Below are 17,420 nucleotides of genomic sequence, written 5' to 3'. Positions count from 1 at the left end.
ATGACTGAGTCCGTACAGCGCGATAGCGCGTTGCTGGTGCATTTCACGCTGAAGCTGGAAGATGGCTCAACAGCGGAATCAACACGCGCCAACGGCAAACCAGCGCTGTTCCGTCTGGGAGATGGCAGCTTGTCTGGTGCATTGGAACAGGAACTGTTAGGACGTAAAGTCGGCGATAAGCATGCCTTTACGCTGGCACCGGAAGATGCCTTTGGTGGCACCAGTCCGGACCTGGTTCAGTACTTTTCGCGCCGTGACTTTAAAGATGCTGGCGAACCGGAAGTCGGTTCCATCATGCTGTTCAGCGGCAGAGGTGGTAGCGAGATGCCGGGTGTGATCCGTGAAATTTCCGGTGACTCGATCACCGTTGATTTTAACCATCCGTTGGCCGGCCAGCGCATTCAGTTTGAAATTGAAGTGCTGGAGATTGATCCGGTGCTGGAGGCCAGCGATGCAAATCCTGTTAGCTAACCCTCGCGGTTTCTGTGCAGGCGTGGATCGCGCCATCAGCATCGTGGAGCGCGCGCTGGAGATGTACGGTGCACCGATCTACGTGCGTCACGAAGTGGTACATAACCGCTACGTGGTGAGCAGCTTGCGCGATCGGGGAGCGATCTTCATTGAAGAGATCAGCGAAGTGCCGGACGATGCCATCCTGATCTTCTCTGCTCACGGCGTTTCTCAGGCGGTGCGGGCGGAAGCGAAAGCGCGCAATCTCACGATGCTGTTTGACGCCACTTGTCCGCTGGTGACCAAGGTACATATGGAAGTGGCGCGCGCCAGCCGTAAAGGTGTGGAGGCCATTCTGATTGGTCATGCCGGACACCCTGAAGTAGAAGGCACCATGGGGCAGTACAACAACCCCAATGGTGGCATGTATTTGGTGGAGTCACCGGAAGATGTGTTCAAGCTGAGCGTTAAGGACGAAGGCAATCTGTGCTTCATGACGCAGACAACTTTATCGGTTGATGATACATCAGATGTGATTGATGCACTGCGTCAGCGCTTCCCGGCAATTATTGGCCCACGCAAAGATGATATCTGTTACGCCACGACTAACCGCCAGGAAGCCGTGCGTGTTCTGGCGCGTGATGCGGAAGTGGTGCTGGTGGTGGGCTCGAAAAACTCCTCTAACTCCAACCGTCTGGCCGAACTGGCACAGCGTGCGGGGAAACTGGCGAAGCTGATCGATTCAGCAGATGACATTCAGGAAGAGTGGGTTAAAGGCAAGCAGATCATCGGTGTGACGGCGGGTGCCTCGGCACCGGATATTCTGGTGCAGCAGGTGATTCAGCGCTTGAAAGAGTATGGCGGCGAAGCCGCGATTGAGCTGATTGGCCGTGAAGAGAACATTGTGTTTGAAGTGCCGAAAGAGTTGCGTGTCGAAGTGCGCAACGTCCAGTAAGCGTTTGCTATCGAAACAGAATCAGGCCGACATCGTTCGGCCTTTTCTTTATCTGTCGTCGCCAAATAGACCACTTCCAGCAGGTGGGATTGCTTTTACTGATAATGTTTGGCGGCTGGCATAAAATTCTTATTATCCCTTTTTTATTGTGGCGTGACTGTTATCTGACCGTTAACCTGTTTACGCTTTGCATGCATAGATTTGTATCAGGAATGAATAATTATGAGTGATATCCGCATTGCTATCGTTGGTGCGCCAGGCCGCATGGGACGCAATTTAATTCAGGCCGTGCAGCAAGCGGAAGGTGTCGCGTTAGGCGCAGCACTGGCACGTAGCGGTTCTTCACTGCTGGGCGCTGACGCAGGAGAACTGGCTGGTATCGGTAAAACCGGTATTACCGTTACCGATGATTTGCTGAAAGTGGTCAATGATTTTGATGTGCTGATCGACTTTACTCGTCCGGAAGGTACGCTGGAATACCTGGCATTCTGCCGCAAGCATAAAAAGGCGATGGTAATTGGCACCACCGGCTTTGATGAGGCAGGTAAAGAAGCGATTCGCGCCGCTGCCGAAGAAATTGGCATTGTGTTTGCCGCTAACTTTAGTGTTGGTGTGAACCTGGTGCTGAATCTGCTGCAGCAAGCAGCCAAAGTGATGGGTGACTATGCTGATATTGAAATTGTGGAAGCGCACCACCGTCATAAAGTTGATGCACCATCAGGTACAGCGTTAGCGATGGGCGAAGCGATTGCCGATGCGATGAACTGGAAATTGGACGAGCACGCGGTTTACGCACGCGAAGGCCATACCGGCGAGCGTCAAGCACAGACCATCGGCTTTGCTACCGTACGCGCAGGCGATATTGTTGGTGAACATACCGCGATGTTTGCTGATATTGGCGAGCGTGTAGAGATTACCCATAAGGCTTCCAGCCGCATGACCTTTGCTAATGGCGCAGTTAAGGCGGCAAGTTGGTTGAAGAACAAGAAATCTGGCCTCTATGATATGCGGGATGTGCTGGATTTATCGATGTTGTGAGTGTTGTGAACCATCGTGATGTGGTTATTTCAATCGGTAAGATGATGATTGAATAGGGCAATGTGATCATTGCCCTTTATTTTACTTATTAAAATGATGGCTTAATTGTATTTTTGTCTTTTGGTGACTATTTTTCAATGTTTAGTTCTATCGGGAGGTCAGTAAGATGCGATTTTTGACCATTTGGTCAAAAATTTATGCGCGGTAGCACGTGTTTGCGATTATTGCCGCTTAGCAACCGTTTATTTTCCTCACTTATCTCACTCTTTTATCGCCTTTCTCGCTTTTTAACATTCAACAGCCTTAAAAATACAAAAAAATAGCCACTCAGGGTAGACAAGCTGAAGGTCGATCATTAGAATGCGCGCAATTTGCCAAAATTCGAGCATTCAGGCGGATTTTGCATTGATTCGGGCATGTATTTTGAATTAATATGCAAATATTGTGACTGTTTATTCCCTGGAGGATGTTTTGATTAAGTCAGCGCTCTTGGTTCTGGAAGACGGAACCCAATTCCACGGTCGGGCCATCGGGGCAACGGGGTCGGCAGTGGGGGAAGTCGTTTTCAACACGTCAATGACTGGTTATCAAGAAATCCTCACTGATCCTTCCTATTCCCGCCAAATCGTTACCCTCACTTATCCCCATATCGGCAATGTTGGCGTTAACGCCGCCGATGAAGAATCCAGCCAAATCCATGCTCAAGGCCTCGTTATTCGCGACCTGCCGCTGATCACCAGCAACTTCCGTAGTGAAGAAAGCCTGTCAGCTTACTTGCAGCGCAATAACATTGTCGGCATCGCCGATATCGACACGCGCAAACTGACCCGTTTGCTGCGCGAGAAGGGCGCTCAGAGCGGCTGCATTATCGCGGGTGATAATCCGGATGCGGCACTGGCGCTGCAAAAAGCGCAGGCCTTCCCGGGCTTGAAAGGCATGGACCTGGCGAAAGAAGTGACCACGGCGGAAACTTACGCGTGGCAGCAGGGTAGCTGGACACTGGAAGGGGATTTGCCTGAGCAGAAAACGGCTGCAGAGCTGCCATTCCACGTTGTCGCCTATGACTTCGGCGCTAAGCGCAACATCCTGCGAATGCTGGTGGATCGCGGTTGCCGTTTGACCGTTGTCCCAGCAAAGACCAGCGCAGAAGAGGTGCTGGCACTCAATCCAGACGGCATTTTCCTGTCGAACGGTCCTGGTGACCCGGAGCCTTGCGATTACGCCATCAACGCCATTCAGGCCTTCCTGAAAACTGATATTCCGGTGTTTGGTATTTGCCTCGGCCATCAGCTGCTGGCGCTGGCAAGCGGTGCAAAAACCGTGAAGATGAAACTCGGTCACCACGGCGGCAACCACCCGGTCAAAGATCTCGACAACAATGTGGTGATGATTACCGCGCAGAACCACGGTTTCGCGGTTGATGACAGCCAGCTGCCAGCGAATCTGCGTGTCACGCATGTGTCGCTGTTCGACCAGACGGTGCAAGGTATTCACCGCACAGATAAACCGGCCTTCAGCTTCCAGGGACACCCTGAAGCGAGCCCAGGCCCGCACGATGCGGCGCCGCTGTTCGATCACTTTATCGAACTGATCGAAGCTTACCGTTCTAACGCGAAGTAATCAGGAGCCCACGATGCCAAAACGTACAGACATAAAATCCATCCTGATCCTTGGCGCTGGCCCGATCGTTATCGGCCAGGCATGTGAATTTGACTACTCCGGTGCACAGGCGTGTAAAGCGCTGCGTGAAGAGGGTTACCGCGTCATTCTGGTCAACTCCAACCCGGCCACCATCATGACCGACCCGGAAATGGCCGATGCGACCTATATTGAGCCGATTCACTGGGAAGTAGTACGTAAGATCATCGAAAAAGAGCGCCCGGATGCCGTTCTGCCGACCATGGGCGGCCAGACTGCACTGAACTGTGCGCTGGAGCTGGAGCGTCAGGGTGTGCTGGCTGAGTTCGGCGTCACCATGATCGGTGCGACCGCGGATGCCATCGATAAAGCTGAAGACCGCCGCCGTTTCGACGTGGCGATGAAAAGCATCGGCCTCGGCACCGCGCGTTCCGGTATCGCGCATACCATGGAAGAAGCACTGGCCGTGGCCGAAGATGTAGGCTTCCCGTGCATCATTCGTCCTTCCTTTACCATGGGCGGCACCGGTGGCGGTATCGCTTACAATCGCGAAGAGTTCGAAGAGATTTGCGAGCGTGGCCTGGATCTTTCCCCTACCAATGAGCTGCTGATTGATGAGTCGCTGATTGGCTGGAAAGAGTACGAGATGGAAGTGGTGCGTGATAAAAACGACAACTGCATCATCGTCTGCTCGATCGAAAACTTCGATGCGATGGGTATCCATACCGGCGACTCGATCACCGTGGCACCGGCGCAAACCCTGACGGATAAAGAATACCAAATCATGCGTAACGCCTCGCTGGCGGTACTGCGTGAAATCGGCGTGGAAACCGGCGGTTCTAACGTGCAGTTCTCGGTTAACCCAAAAGACGGCCGTCTTGTGGTTATCGAAATGAACCCGCGCGTGTCGCGCTCCTCGGCGCTGGCTTCCAAAGCGACCGGTTTCCCGATTGCAAAAGTCGCCGCGAAACTGGCGGTGGGCTTCACTCTCGATGAGCTGATGAATGACATCACCGGCGGTCGTACACCGGCGTCGTTTGAGCCGTCAATCGACTACGTTGTGACCAAGATTCCTCGCTTCAACTTCGAGAAGTTCGCTGGTGCCAATGACCGCCTGACCACGCAGATGAAATCTGTGGGTGAAGTGATGGCGATTGGCCGCACCTTCCAGGAATCAATGCAGAAAGCGCTGCGCGGTCTGGAAGTGGGGGCAAACGGCTTCGACCCGAAAGTGGATCTGGATGATGCCGAAGCCCTGACCCGCATCCGCCGTGAGCTGAAAGATGCCGGTTCTGACCGTATCTGGTACATCGCGGATGCGTTCCGTGCCGGTATGTCGGTGGATGGCGTGTTCAACCTGACTAACATTGACCGCTGGTTCCTGGTGCAAATCGAAGAGCTGGTACGTCTGGAAGAGCAGGTTGCGCGTGAAGGTGTCAACTCACTGAATGCTGATTTCCTGCGTGCACTGAAGCGCAAAGGCTTTGCTGACGTGCGTCTGGCAAACCTGGCGGGCGTGGCAGAGAGCGAAATTCGCAAACTGCGTCAGCAGTTCAACCTACACCCAGTCTACAAACGCGTAGACACCTGTGCGGCGGAATTCTCCACCGATACCGCTTATATGTACTCCACTTATGAAGAAGAGTGCGAGGCCAATCCAAACCAGGATCGTGACAAAATCATGATTTTGGGCGGCGGTCCAAACCGTATCGGTCAGGGTATCGAGTTCGATTACTGCTGCGTACATGCGGCACTGGCGCTGCGCGACGACGGTTACGAAACCATTATGGTGAACTGTAACCCGGAAACCGTATCGACTGACTACGACACCTCCGATCGTTTGTACTTCGAACCGGTGACGCTGGAAGACGTGCTGGAAATCGTGCGCATCGAGAAGCCTAAAGGCGTCATCGTGCAGTACGGCGGCCAGACCCCGCTGAAGCTGGCTCGTGCGCTGGAAGCAGCAGGTGTGCCCGTGATAGGCACTAGCCCAGATGCGATTGACCGTGCTGAAGACCGTGAACGTTTCCAGCAGGCGGTTGATCGCCTGAGCCTGAAGCAACCGGCTAACGCCACCGTGGCTACGCTGGAGCAAGCTGTTGAGAAAGCGGCAGGTATCGGTTATCCGTTGGTGGTACGTCCTTCCTATGTGCTGGGCGGTCGTGCGATGGAAATCGTTTATGATGAAATCGACCTGAAGCGTTACTTCCAGACCGCGGTTTCGGTTTCCAATGATGCGCCGGTTCTGCTGGACCGCTTCCTGGATGATGCAGTGGAAGTCGACGTGGATGCGATTTGCGACGGTGAACGTGTGCTGATTGGCGGCATCATGGAGCACATCGAACAAGCCGGCGTTCACTCAGGTGACTCCGCTTGTTCACTGCCGGCTTATACGCTGAGCACTGAAATCCAGAACGTGATGCGTCAACAGGTCGAGAAACTGGCTTTCGAGCTGAACGTACGCGGTTTGATGAACGTGCAGTTTGCAGTGAAGGACAACGAGGTTTACCTGATTGAGGTGAACCCACGTGCGGCGCGTACCGTGCCATTCGTGTCTAAAGCGACCGGCGTACCTTTAGCGAAAGTGGCTGCGCGCGTGATGGCAGGCAAAACCCTGGCTGAGCAGGGCGTCACGAAAGAAATCATTCCACCGTATTATTCGGTGAAAGAAGTGGTGCTACCGTTCAACAAGTTCCCGGGTGTTGACCCGATTCTTGGTCCAGAGATGCGTTCTACCGGCGAAGTGATGGGTGTCGGTCGTACCTTTGCGGAAGCGTTCGCCAAAGCGATGCTAGGTGCGCAGAGCAACATGAAGAAAACCGGTCGTGCGTTACTGTCTGTGCGCGAAGGCGATAAGAAACGTATCGTTGACCTGGCGGCGAAGCTGCAGAAGTTTGGCTTCGAGTTGGACGCCACACACGGCACCGCTGTGGTGCTGGGTGAGGCCGGTATCAACCCACGTCTGGTTAACAAGGTGCATGAAGGTCGTCCACACATTCAGGACCGTCTGAAGAATGGCGAATACACCTACATCGTCAATACCACCGCAGGTCGTCAGGCGATTGAAGATTCCAAACTGATTCGCCGCAGTGCACTGCAATATAAAGTGCATTATGACACCACGCTGAATGGTGGATTTGCTACCGCGATGGCGTTGAATGCAGATCCGACAGAGAAAGTGATTTCAGTGCAGGAAATGCATGCGCAAATCAAAGGTTAATCAATAAGTTGACCGACTGAAAACGGCTCCTTTGGGAGCCGTTTTTTCGCCTGTTTATCATTGGTTGAATAAGGTTATTTGTGAAAAATATATTGATTTGACATAGTTTTTATCAGTTGATGCGATAACGGTTACACCTCGGATTATCCGCACAAAATTATAAATACGATCCCGGTAAGCGCACCGTACTATCTTGAGCGCTCATCAATAGAGCGCTCACCTTAACTGGGATATAAAAAATGAAAATGCGTGCTTTCACCCTCAGCGCAGTGGCTGCGTTATTAGTTGCTGCGCCTCTCGCCAGCCAGGCGGAAATTACCCTGCTGAAGCAGGATCCGCAGGCAGGCGATCCACTTAGTCGTCTTGATTTCAAAGTCGGCGGCAGTATTCGTCCTCAGTTCCAGCATCAGGCTGGCGTCAGTGATCAATCGTACAAGCGTAACGGCTACGATGGTGGTTCACGTTTCCGTTTCTCCGCGGATTACTACCTGTTTGATGACATCAGCTGGGTCAGCTACTACGAGCTGGGCGTGAACTTCCCGGCCTGGTGGGGTTGGGATAACCACTATGCCGATGGCCAGAACAACACCACGCGTCGTCAGCTGTACACGGGTCTGAAGAGCAAAACCTGGGGTCAGTTGACCTTTGGTCAGCAGAACAGCGTTTACTATGATGTGGTCGGCGCGAAGACCGATATCTGGGACTACGACATGCTGGCTCAGGCACCGGGCAACGGTATCAACGGTGACTACGACGGTTCATACCGTTCACGTAAGATGCTGAAGTACAAAAACACCTTCGGCGACGTTGATGTTTACGCTTCATACCTGTTTGAAGATAACAACTACCTGCCAGGCAACGGCCTGCGTTACAAGCGTAAAGGCGGCGGCTCACTGGGTGTGAACTATCACATCACCAAAGATCTGGCATGGGGCACGGCATGGAACTACACCCGTGCAGATATCCATAACCCAGGCACCGGTGAAAGCAAAGACTATGACCAGAACATCTACGGTACCGCGCTGAGTTGGACCCCGGATAACTGGACGCTGTCTGCAGGTGCAGGCTGGTATCAGAACTTCTCACCAACCAAGAAGAATACGGTTAACAATTACTTCGCGGATGATGCGTGGGGCGTGGAATACTTCGCCGGTTACAAATTCCCAATTGGCCAGTACGCGGTCAAATCTATCCAGCCTTACTTCATGGGCGACCGTCTGGAGTTCGTCAATGGACGTAACTACAAGCGTATCGACAATGGTGTCGGTATCAGCACTAAACTGGATTACGGCTTCCAGGTGGATTACGAATACGTGATCACCTCAAGCACCGACAAATCACTGGGTAACATGAACCTGGTGCGTCTGCGCTACGATTTCTAATCGACGTGACAACGGCTCCTGCGGGAGCCGTTTTTCTTTGTCGAAGACAGTGCGGTTTTCTTTACACTCCATCACGTTAAAGCCTCATTTCACCCTGAGTTATAGCGTCCTGCCGGACTAATATGGCGTCTATTCCCAAGTATGGTGGGAAAGTCGGTGTAAAACTCTGTCCAATAACAAAAATGCGGTCGCATAGGAGCTTTACGCAAATAGCGGGGGCGGCCTATCGACGAAACTTTCGCCTTTACGTATCATTGCGCCAATTTTTTTCCTGTAGGTCTTTTAACATGATTAGTCTGATCGCAGCACTGGCAGCCGATCGCATTATTGGTATGGAAAATGCCATGCCATGGAACCTGCCCGCTGATTTGGCGTGGTTTAAACGTAATACGCTGAATAAGCCGGTGATTATGGGGCGTCTGACCTTTGAATCAATCGGCCGCCCGCTACCGGGACGTTTGAATATCGTGGTGAGCAGCCAGCCGGGCACCCATGAAGGCGTGACCTGGGTGACTTCGCTGGACGAAGCAGTGAAAGCGGCGGGAGACGTGGAAGAGGTCATGGTGATCGGTGGCGGTCGCATTTACGAACAGATGCTGGCGCGTGCCGATCGTTTGTATCTCACACACATTGATGCCGAAGTCGAAGGTGACACCCAATTCCCGGATTACGAGCCGGATGAGTGGCAATCGACCTTTAGCGAGTTTCATGACGCCGATGCGCAAAACTCGCACAGCTACTGCTTTGAGATTTTAGATCGCCGTTGATGTTTATCCCGGCACCCATCAATGTGCCCCTGAGAAAATCGTCTCATTTCGTCGTGGTGTTGCCCTACAGGGCGACCGGGAAATCTCAGAACCACCCTTTATAGCGAACAAAAAAAAGCCCCGCTCACGTTGCGGGGCTTTTTGTTTATGACATGTCGCTCAATGGCGGATGTACGCTGGTGGCACTCTCTGCCATCGCCTTCTCACGGTTAGAGGCCTGCACATAATAGCGTTGCGATTCCCAATGCAGCAGCGTCAGCGTGCCGCCCCAGCAGCAACCGGTATCCAGGCCGATAATGTGCTCAGGCGTCCCTTTGCCTTCCAGTGAAGCCCAGTGACCAAACACCTGCGTGTAGTCACTGCTGATCTTGCCGGGAACAAGGAACCAGGGTTTCAGCGGCGGTGGAGCAGAGTTGGGGGCTTCTTTGCAGATCATATCCAACTGACCGTTGGGGAAGCAGAAGCGCATACGCGTCAGGGCATTGGTACTGAAGCGCAGACGCGCCAAGCCGCTCAATTCCGGCGTCCAGTTGTTCGGCATGTCGCCGTACATCGCATCCAGGAACAGCGGGTAGGTGTCGCTGGCCAGCACGGCTTCAACTTCACGCGCACAGAGTTTTGCCGTGTCGAGATCCCACTGCGGTGTGATACCCGCATGAGCCATCAACAACTTTTTCTCTTCATCCACTTGTAGCAGCGGCTGGCGACGTAACCAGTTGATCAGCTCATCCGCGTCCTGCGCCTCTAACAATGGCGTCAGACGATCTTTAGGTTTGTTACGGCTGATGCCCGCATAAACCGCCAGCAGATGCAGATCGTGATTGCCGAGCACCAGTCGTACGCAATCTCCCAGCGATTTCACATAGCGCAGCACATCCAGCGAACCCGGGCCACGCGCCACTAAGTCGCCGGTTAGCCAAAGCTCGTCTTGCTGCGGATCGAAATCAACCTGCGCCAGCAGCGCACGTAGCTCGTCATAACAGCCGTGAATATCGCCAATCAGGTATGTACTCATTACGTCAGTCCGATCAAAACGCGCCGCCCGGACTGGCCGGGCGGAGGGGGATTAATGTATGTGGGTTTGCACGGCGAGTCGGAACACCGGAATGTCGACGTGAAATTCTTCACCTTCATCGTCGATCATCACATAGTGACCTTGCATGGTGCCCATAGGGGTTTCCAGAATCGCACCGCTGGTGTACTGATACTCACCGCCAGCGGCAATGTGCGGTTGCTCGCCAACCACACCTTCCCCCTGAACTTCAGTCTCACGACCGTTGCCATTGGTGATAAGCCAGTAGCGACTATGCAGTTGAACGCTATTTCGTCCCAGATTACGTATGGTGATGGTGTAGGCAAACACGTAACGATCCTCGTCGGGCAAGGATTGTGATTCCACATATTGACTCAATACATGAATACAGACGCGGGCCAGTTCACTCATACACTTATTTCTCCGGGGTTTCAGCCTGATGATTGCCCAGCCAGTTCGCCAATTGGCAATACTGTGCCACGGTGACATTCTCAGCACGCAGCGAGGCATCAATGTTCAGTTCATCCAACGCACCCGCAGTAAACATATGTGCAAGGCTGTTACGCAGGGTTTTACGGCGTTGACCAAAGGCTTCAGTGGTGATGCGGCTCAGCAGGCGAATATCGCTCACCGGATAAGGTGGTTCTGGGTAAGGCATCAAACGCACCACGGCGGAATCAACTTTTGGCGCAGGCGTGAAGGATTCGGGTGGAACTTCCAGCACCGGAATCACCTGGCAATAGTACTGCGCCATCACGCTCAGGCGGCCATACGCTTTACTGCCTGGTCCGGCAACCAAACGGTTTACCACTTCTTTCTGCAGCATGAAGTGCATGTCTTTAATCGAACCAGTATAGCTGAAAAGGTGGAACATCAGCGGGGTCGAAATATTGTACGGCAGGTTGCCAAAGACACGTAGTGGCTGACCTTTCTCTTGCGCCAGCGCCGAGAAATCGAAAGTCATGGCATCTTGCTGATAAATGGTCAGCTTCGGTCCGAGGAACGGATGGGTCTGCAAACGTGCAGCCAGATCGCGGTCCAGCTCTACAACGGTCAGTTCATCGAGGCGTTCGCCCACCGGTTCAGTTAAGGCACCCAGGCCGGGACCAATCTCCACAATCGCTTCTCCCTTCTGCGGGTGAATAGCGGAGACAATGCTGTCGATAATGTACTGATCGTTCAGGAAGTTCTGCCCGAAACGTTTACGGGCAAAATGCCCCTGATGGACGCGATTATTCATTACTGCTCTTGATCATAGTGATGGCGAGATTAAGCGCCGTGATAAAGCTGCCCGGTTCCGCCTTGCCCTGGCCGGCTAATTCCAGCGCGGTACCATGGTCGACAGAAGTCCGGATAAAGGGCAGGCCAAGGGTGATATTCACCGCGCGACCAAACCCCTGAAATTTTAGCACCGGTAAGCCCTGATCGTGATACATCGCCAGGACCGCATCGGCATGCTGTAGGTACTTCGGCTGGAACAGCGTATCAGCCGGTAATGGGCCGGTAAGCTGTATACCTTGCTGACGCAGTTCGTCGAGCGCCGGAATGATAGTATCAATTTCTTCACGGCCCATATGGCCGCTTTCGCCCGCGTGCGGATTCAGGCCGCAGACAAAGATATGCGGATGGGGTAAACCGAACTTCTGCTGTAAATCCTGATGCAGAATCGTAATCACCTCATGCAGGCTGTCGCGAGTAATCGCATCAGCGACATCTTTTAACGGCAAATGCGTAGTGGCGAGCGCGACGCGTAACTCTTCGGTGGCCAGCATCATCACCACGCGATCGCCACCGGCACGCTCGGCGAAGAATTCGGTATGACCGGTAAACGGAATGCCGGCGTCATTGATGACGCCTTTGTGCACGGGTCCGGTAATCAACGCAGCAAATTCACCGTTTAGGCAACCGTCGCAGGCACGCGCCAGCGTTTCCAATACGTAATGCCCATTCGCTACGGTTAATTCACCAGGCGTGACCGGCTGCGCGGTATCAACCTGCAGCAGCGTTAACGTACCGGCCTGCTGTACTTGTGCCGCAACACCCGGTTGGTAATCGCGCAGCGTAAGCGGTAAGCCCAGTTGCTGGGCTCGCTGACGCAGCACATGGCCATCGGCACAGACCACCAGTTCAACTGGCCAGTCGAGCTGAGCCAGTTGAACGGTGAGATCAGGACCAATCCCGGCGGGTTCGCCGGGGGTAATCACGACACGATAATTACTGACCATTGTTGTCCAGAATCTTCACGTAAGCACTGGCGCGTTGTTCCTGCATCCAGGTTTGTGCTTCTTCGGCAAATTTACGGTTAAACAGCAGACGATAAGCACGCTCTTTCTGCGCCGCATCGGTTTTATCAACCTGACGGGTATCCAGTAACTGAATCAGATGCCAGCCGAAGGAGGAGTGTACCGGCTCACTGACCTGGCCTTTTTGCAGCTTCAGCAGCGCATCACGGAAGGCAGGATCGTAGATTTCAGGCGTTGCCCAGCCGAGATCACCACCCTGGTTAGCAGAACCCGGATCGTCAGAGAACTGTTTTGCCGCCGCAGCAAAGGTGGTTTTGCCACTCTTGATGTCAGCTGCGATCTGCTCGATCTTCGCTTGTGCCTGCGCATCAGTGAGGATCGGAGAAGGCTTCAGCAGAATATGGCGTGCATGCACTTCGGTGACAGAGATGTTTTTACTCTCACCGCGCAGATCGTTCACTTTAAGAATATGGAAGCCAACACCAGAACGTATTGGGCCGACGATGTCGCCCTTCTTCGCGGTGCTTAACGCTTGCGAGAACAGGGTCGGCAACTCTTCAATTTTCGCCCAACCCATGTTGCCGCCTTTCAGCGCCTGCGGATCGGCAGAGTAGGTCACTGCCATTTTGCCGAAATCGGCACCGCTTTTCAGTTGACCGACCAATTGACGCGCCAGCGCTTCCTGATCGTCAACCTGCTGCTGCGTAGGGTTTTCTGACAGTGGCAGCAAGATCTGGCTCACGTTCAGTTCAGTGCCCTGAGTATTCTGTGAACCAATCTGCGTTGCCAGCGTATCGACTTCCTGCGGCAGGATCGTCACACGGCGGCGCACTTCGTTATTACGCACTTCAGAGATCAGCATTTCCTGACGGATCTGCGCACGGTAGGCGTTGTAGTTCATTCCGTCATAGGCCAGGCGGCTGCGCAACTGATCCATGCTCATCTTATTTTGTGCGGCAATATTCTGGATTGCCTGATCCAACTGCTGATCGCTGACCTGCAGGCCGGCTTTCTCGCCCATCTGAAGAATGATGGCATCCATGACCTGACGCTCAAGGATCTGATGACGCAAGGTTTTGTCATCAGGCAACTGTTGATGAGCTTGCTGCGCCTGTGATTTCACAGTGCGCATCATGTTATCAACGTCACTTTCCAGTACCACGCCGTTATTCACGACGGCAGCAACTTTATCAAGCTCTTGTGGGGCTGCGAACGCAGTGTTAGCGGTGATCGCTACACCAAGAATCAGCATTCTCCAGTTCTTCATACTTTATCCATTGTTGTTTCCGCACTGCGGGATAGCCTGTAAAACATCACAACATCAGAAAGCGCGCTGGTAAGGGATGATGCCCTGACGCAGCATTTCATTGGTGCCTAAGCCATAGTTAGAACTCAGACCACGTAGCTCAATGTTGAATGAGATTTGGTTGTCGTACTTACTGTCGTTGTTTTCCCAACCGTTGATCTTGCGCTCGTAACCCAGACGAATGGCGTAGCAGCACGAGCTGTACTGCAGGCCAACTAACTGCTCAGCAGGGCGACTGTTGCGGGTATCGTAGTAATATCCGCCCACCAGTGACCAGGCATCGGCAATTGGCCAACTCGCGGTTGCGCCAACTTGTGAAATCCCGTTTTTGTAGATCGGGTTCGTCAGCAAGCTGGAGTTGTTCAACGCCTGCGCCACGTATTCCGGGCTGCTGTAGCGATAGCTCAACTGCACCATACGATCGGCATCCTGACGGTATTCCAGGATGGCGTTGCCTTGTGCAACGTTATCGAGACGGGTGTCATACTGCAGACCGCCACGCGCGCCCCAGCGATCGCTGATTTTCCAGTAGGTATCCCCGGCCCACACCAGGCTGCCGGTATCATCCTCATCACTCGTCTGGTTTACGCCGGTACGAGACGGGGTAAACGAGTAGATTTGACCCACAGAAACGTTAAAACGTTCAACCAGATCGTTATCATAAATTCGTGTGGTCACACCGGTTGAGACTTCGTTAGCCGACGCGATACGATCCAGGCCGCTATAGGTACGATCGCGGAACAGACCGGTATAGTCGGTTTGCAGCAGGGTAGAGTCGTACGGATAGATGCTGCTCTGGTTGCGATACGGGATATAGAGGTACTGCACACGCGGTTCCAGCGTTTGCGTGTAGCCAGGTTCCCAATCCATATCACGGTCAAACACCAGGCGACCATCCACTTTGAACTGCGGCAAGGTACGATTAACGGAGTTTTTCAGCTGACCGCTAGCACTATTTTCATCCACAGTGCTGTTGTAATTGTCGATACCATCCTGCTGATAGTGGGTAGCGAGGAATTTTGCTTCGGTATCGAGACTGGCCCAGCCATTGGATAGTGGCAGATTCAACGTCGGTTCGATATGAAGGCGCGTGGCTTCAGGCATTTCGCTGTTTACGTTGGTAAATTTAACCGCCTGAGCAAAAATACGACCGTCAAAAGGACCAATGTCATTCTGATAGAAATTTAGGTCAAGCTGAGGCATCGCACGATAAATATTACGCGTGCTGGTACTGCCAAACACCTGGAAATCTTTGGTCGACAACGTGGCGTCCCAGTTGGTGTCCGCGTAGCCAAAGCTGAATTTCTGCGTCGCATAACCGTCAGTAGAGTTGTAATACTTCGAGTCGAGATCGTTGAAGTAATACGGGTCACTTACCTTGGTGTAGTTGGCGTTGAAGCGCCAGTGCTGCTCGTAAACGCCGGCATGCTGCCAGTAGAACAGCCAGCGATCTGAGTTATCGTTTTCAGCGATGCCACGCACCGCTTTATCGTTATCGTACTGCTTATCTGAAGGCAGGTAATCCAGCTCCATCAAACCGGCACCAAATACGGTCAGATAGCGGAATTCGTTCTGCAATTGCAGACCACGTTTGCTCATGTAATGCGGCGTAATGGTGGCATCGGCCTGTGGCGCGATGTTCCAGTAATACGGCAGCATAAATTCGAAGCCGTTGTTACTACCGTACTTCGCATTCGGGATCAAGAAACCGGAGCGACGGCGATCGCCAATCGGTAACTGCAAATATGGGCTGTAAAACACCGGCACATTGCCGAGTTTAAAGCGGGCGTTCCAAATCTCCGCCACTTCTTCCTGACGGTCCTGGATCACTTCAGAACCGACCACGCTCCAGCTATTAGAGCCGGGCAGGCAAGAGGTGAAGCTGCCGTTTTCCAGAATGGTATAACGGTTGTCGCCACGCAGTTTCATCTGATCGGCAACGCCGCGGCCCTGACGGCCCACCATCTGGTAATCACCGTTCCACACGTTGGTGTCTTTGGTGTTCAGATTGGACCACGCTTTCGGACCTTTCAGGATGACCTGGTTGTCGTCATAGTGCACATTACCCAGCGCATCCACGGTACGCACTGGCGTGGTCTGTCCATCCTGCTGACGCTGATGCAGTTGCATCTCATCGGCACGTAAGCGGCTGTTGCCCTGCTGCACATCAACATTGCCCGTGAATACCGCGTCATTCGGGTAGTTACCCTTGGCCGAGTCAGAGTTGATGGTGACAGGCAGGGAATTGGTGTCGCCGCTGACCAGCGGACGGTTATAGCTCGGCACGCCCAGCATGCATTGCGACATAAGATCGTCGGCGAATGACTGCTGACTGTAGAGCGCTGCACCAATCATGGTTGCCAGCAGGGTAGGTATCTGTTTTTTCATACGCGGTTCGGGATTTCCATGAGAACGGGCATCATGCCGACAATCGGCTCAGAGACTAACTTACTGCCCGGCGTTGTGCCAGTGTTAATCCTTGTCTGATCGCGTTGCTGTTAGGCACTGAAGTAAATGAAAGGTATGATAATGCAATTTTCAGCCGCAAGCATGGCGAATTGAGGAGTTTATGCGCTACTGGGGAAAAGTTATTGGTCTGGCTCTCGGCTTACTTTCCGGAGCAGGCTTCTGGGGCATTGTACTGGGTCTGATCATTGGTCATATGTTTGACAAAGTGCGCAGCGTAAAAGGACAGGGCTATTTCGCCAATAATCAGGCGCGACAGACGCTGTTTTTCAGTACCACTTTTCAGGTGATGGGTCATTTGACCAAGTCAAAAGGGCGCGTCACCGAGGCAGATATCCAGATTGCTTCCTTATTTATGGATCGTATGCAACTGCATGGCGATGCCCGCATGGCTGCGCAGCGTGCTTTCCGCGAAGGCAAGCAAAGTGACTATCCGCTGCGGAATAAATTGCGTGAACTGCGCAGCGCCTGTTTTGGTCGTTTTGATCTGATTCGGATGTTTCTGGAAATTCAGATTCAGGCGGCATTTGCTGACGGTTCGCTGCATCCCAATGAACGCCAGGTGCTGTATGTAATCGCGGAAGAGCTGGGCATTTCGCGGGCACAGTTCGATCAGTTCCTTCGCATGATGGAAGGTGGGCAACAATTTGGTGGCGGTGGCTCCTCTTATGGTGGTGCTTATCAACAGGCGAAACGCGGACCGACGCTGGATGATGCCTGTAGTGTGCTGGGGGTAAAAAGCAGCGATGACAGCACCACCATTAAACGCGCTTACCGTAAGCTGATGAGTGAGCATCATCCGGACAAACTGGTGGCGAAAGGGTTACCGCCAGAAATGATGGAGATGGCGAAGCAGAAAGCGCAGGAGATTCAGGCGGCTTACGATTTGATTCGTAAGGAGAAAGGTTTTAAATAGCCTGGA

The 17,420-nt window shown here is 53.1% G+C and carries 14 protein-coding genes; 8 read left to right on the top strand and 6 right to left on the bottom strand.

The features are described from left to right. The 7 genes from fkpB to folA all read left to right on the top strand — a co-directional run bounded on the left by fkpB (position 1) and on the right by folA (position 9,450). Entirely contained in the window at positions 1 to 471 is a 471-nt protein-coding gene (fkpB, locus tag FD737_RS11740; protein WP_034826099.1) for an FKBP-type peptidyl-prolyl cis-trans isomerase, read from the top strand. Then, a complete protein-coding gene (ispH, locus tag FD737_RS11735; RefSeq protein WP_034826097.1) occupies positions 452 to 1,405 on the top strand; it encodes a 4-hydroxy-3-methylbut-2-enyl diphosphate reductase in 954 nt (317 codons plus the stop codon). Before fkpB ends, ispH begins: the two co-directional genes overlap by 20 nt. Positions 1,406 to 1,627: 222 nt before the next feature. Next, the gene (gene dapB, locus FD737_RS11730) at positions 1,628 to 2,443 is read left to right on the top strand and encodes a 4-hydroxy-tetrahydrodipicolinate reductase (protein WP_160833563.1); all 816 of its coding nucleotides are present in this window, start codon (positions 1,628 to 1,630) and stop codon (positions 2,441 to 2,443) included. A gap of 471 nt (positions 2,444 to 2,914) precedes the next feature. Further along, a complete protein-coding gene (carA, locus tag FD737_RS11725) occupies positions 2,915 to 4,063 on the top strand; it encodes a glutamine-hydrolyzing carbamoyl-phosphate synthase small subunit (protein WP_058959360.1) in 1,149 nt (382 codons plus the stop codon). Between the two features lie 13 nt (positions 4,064 to 4,076). Beyond that, positions 4,077 to 7,301, top strand: coding sequence for a carbamoyl-phosphate synthase large subunit (carB, locus tag FD737_RS11720; protein ID WP_034826091.1), 3,225 nt, complete (start codon positions 4,077 to 4,079; stop codon positions 7,299 to 7,301). Positions 7,302 to 7,540: 239 nt separating this feature from the next. Next, positions 7,541 to 8,683, top strand: coding sequence for a porin (locus tag FD737_RS11715; protein WP_160833562.1), 1,143 nt, complete (start codon positions 7,541 to 7,543; stop codon positions 8,681 to 8,683). 287 nt (positions 8,684 to 8,970) lie between these two features. Next, entirely contained in the window at positions 8,971 to 9,450 is a 480-nt protein-coding gene (gene folA / locus FD737_RS11710; RefSeq protein ID WP_034826087.1) for a type 3 dihydrofolate reductase, read from the top strand. A 145-nt stretch (positions 9,451 to 9,595) separates the two neighbouring features. Here folA and apaH read toward each other — a convergent pair whose 3' ends face one another. Genes apaH through lptD form a run of 6 tightly spaced genes read right to left on the bottom strand, consistent with a single transcriptional unit; the run spans position 9,596 to position 16,420 of the window. Next, positions 9,596 to 10,465: a bis(5'-nucleosyl)-tetraphosphatase (symmetrical) ApaH gene (gene apaH, locus FD737_RS11705; RefSeq protein WP_160833561.1), complete on the bottom strand. Its 870-nt coding sequence runs from the start codon at positions 10,463 to 10,465 to the stop codon at positions 9,596 to 9,598. Positions 10,466 to 10,516: 51 nt separating this feature from the next. After that, positions 10,517 to 10,894, bottom strand: coding sequence for a Co2+/Mg2+ efflux protein ApaG (gene apaG / locus FD737_RS11700; RefSeq protein WP_034826077.1), 378 nt, complete (start codon positions 10,892 to 10,894; stop codon positions 10,517 to 10,519). Between the two features lie 4 nt (positions 10,895 to 10,898). Then, positions 10,899 to 11,723 carry a 16S rRNA (adenine(1518)-N(6)/adenine(1519)-N(6))-dimethyltransferase RsmA gene (rsmA, locus tag FD737_RS11695; protein WP_034826076.1) on the bottom strand — a complete coding sequence of 275 codons (825 nt, stop codon included), beginning with the start codon at positions 11,721 to 11,723 and terminating at the stop codon, positions 10,899 to 10,901. Continuing rightward, positions 11,716 to 12,708 carry a 4-hydroxythreonine-4-phosphate dehydrogenase PdxA gene (pdxA, locus tag FD737_RS11690; protein WP_097118320.1) on the bottom strand — a complete coding sequence of 331 codons (993 nt, stop codon included), beginning with the start codon at positions 12,706 to 12,708 and terminating at the stop codon, positions 11,716 to 11,718. The genes rsmA and pdxA overlap by 8 nt, the downstream gene beginning before the upstream one ends. Further along, entirely contained in the window at positions 12,698 to 13,993 is a 1,296-nt protein-coding gene (gene surA / locus FD737_RS11685; RefSeq protein ID WP_097118321.1) for a peptidylprolyl isomerase SurA, read from the bottom strand. The genes pdxA and surA overlap by 11 nt, the downstream gene beginning before the upstream one ends. A gap of 54 nt (positions 13,994 to 14,047) precedes the next feature. Further along, positions 14,048 to 16,420 (bottom strand): LPS assembly protein LptD, encoded by a 2,373-nt coding sequence (lptD, locus tag FD737_RS11680; RefSeq protein WP_160833560.1) that lies wholly within the window; start codon positions 16,418 to 16,420, stop codon positions 14,048 to 14,050. 181 nt (positions 16,421 to 16,601) lie between these two features. Here lptD and djlA point away from each other — a divergent pair, with 181 nt between their 5' ends. Beyond that, positions 16,602 to 17,414 (top strand): co-chaperone DjlA, encoded by an 813-nt coding sequence (gene djlA / locus FD737_RS11675; RefSeq protein WP_058959353.1) that lies wholly within the window; start codon positions 16,602 to 16,604, stop codon positions 17,412 to 17,414. The last annotated feature ends 6 nt before the right edge of the window (positions 17,415 to 17,420 follow it).

This window comes from Pantoea sp. Seng, assembly GCF_009829935.1.
In the GTDB taxonomy this organism is placed as follows: domain Bacteria; phylum Pseudomonadota; class Gammaproteobacteria; order Enterobacterales; family Enterobacteriaceae; genus Pantoea; species Pantoea communis.
This window is presented reverse-complemented; position numbering and strand designations above follow the sequence as displayed.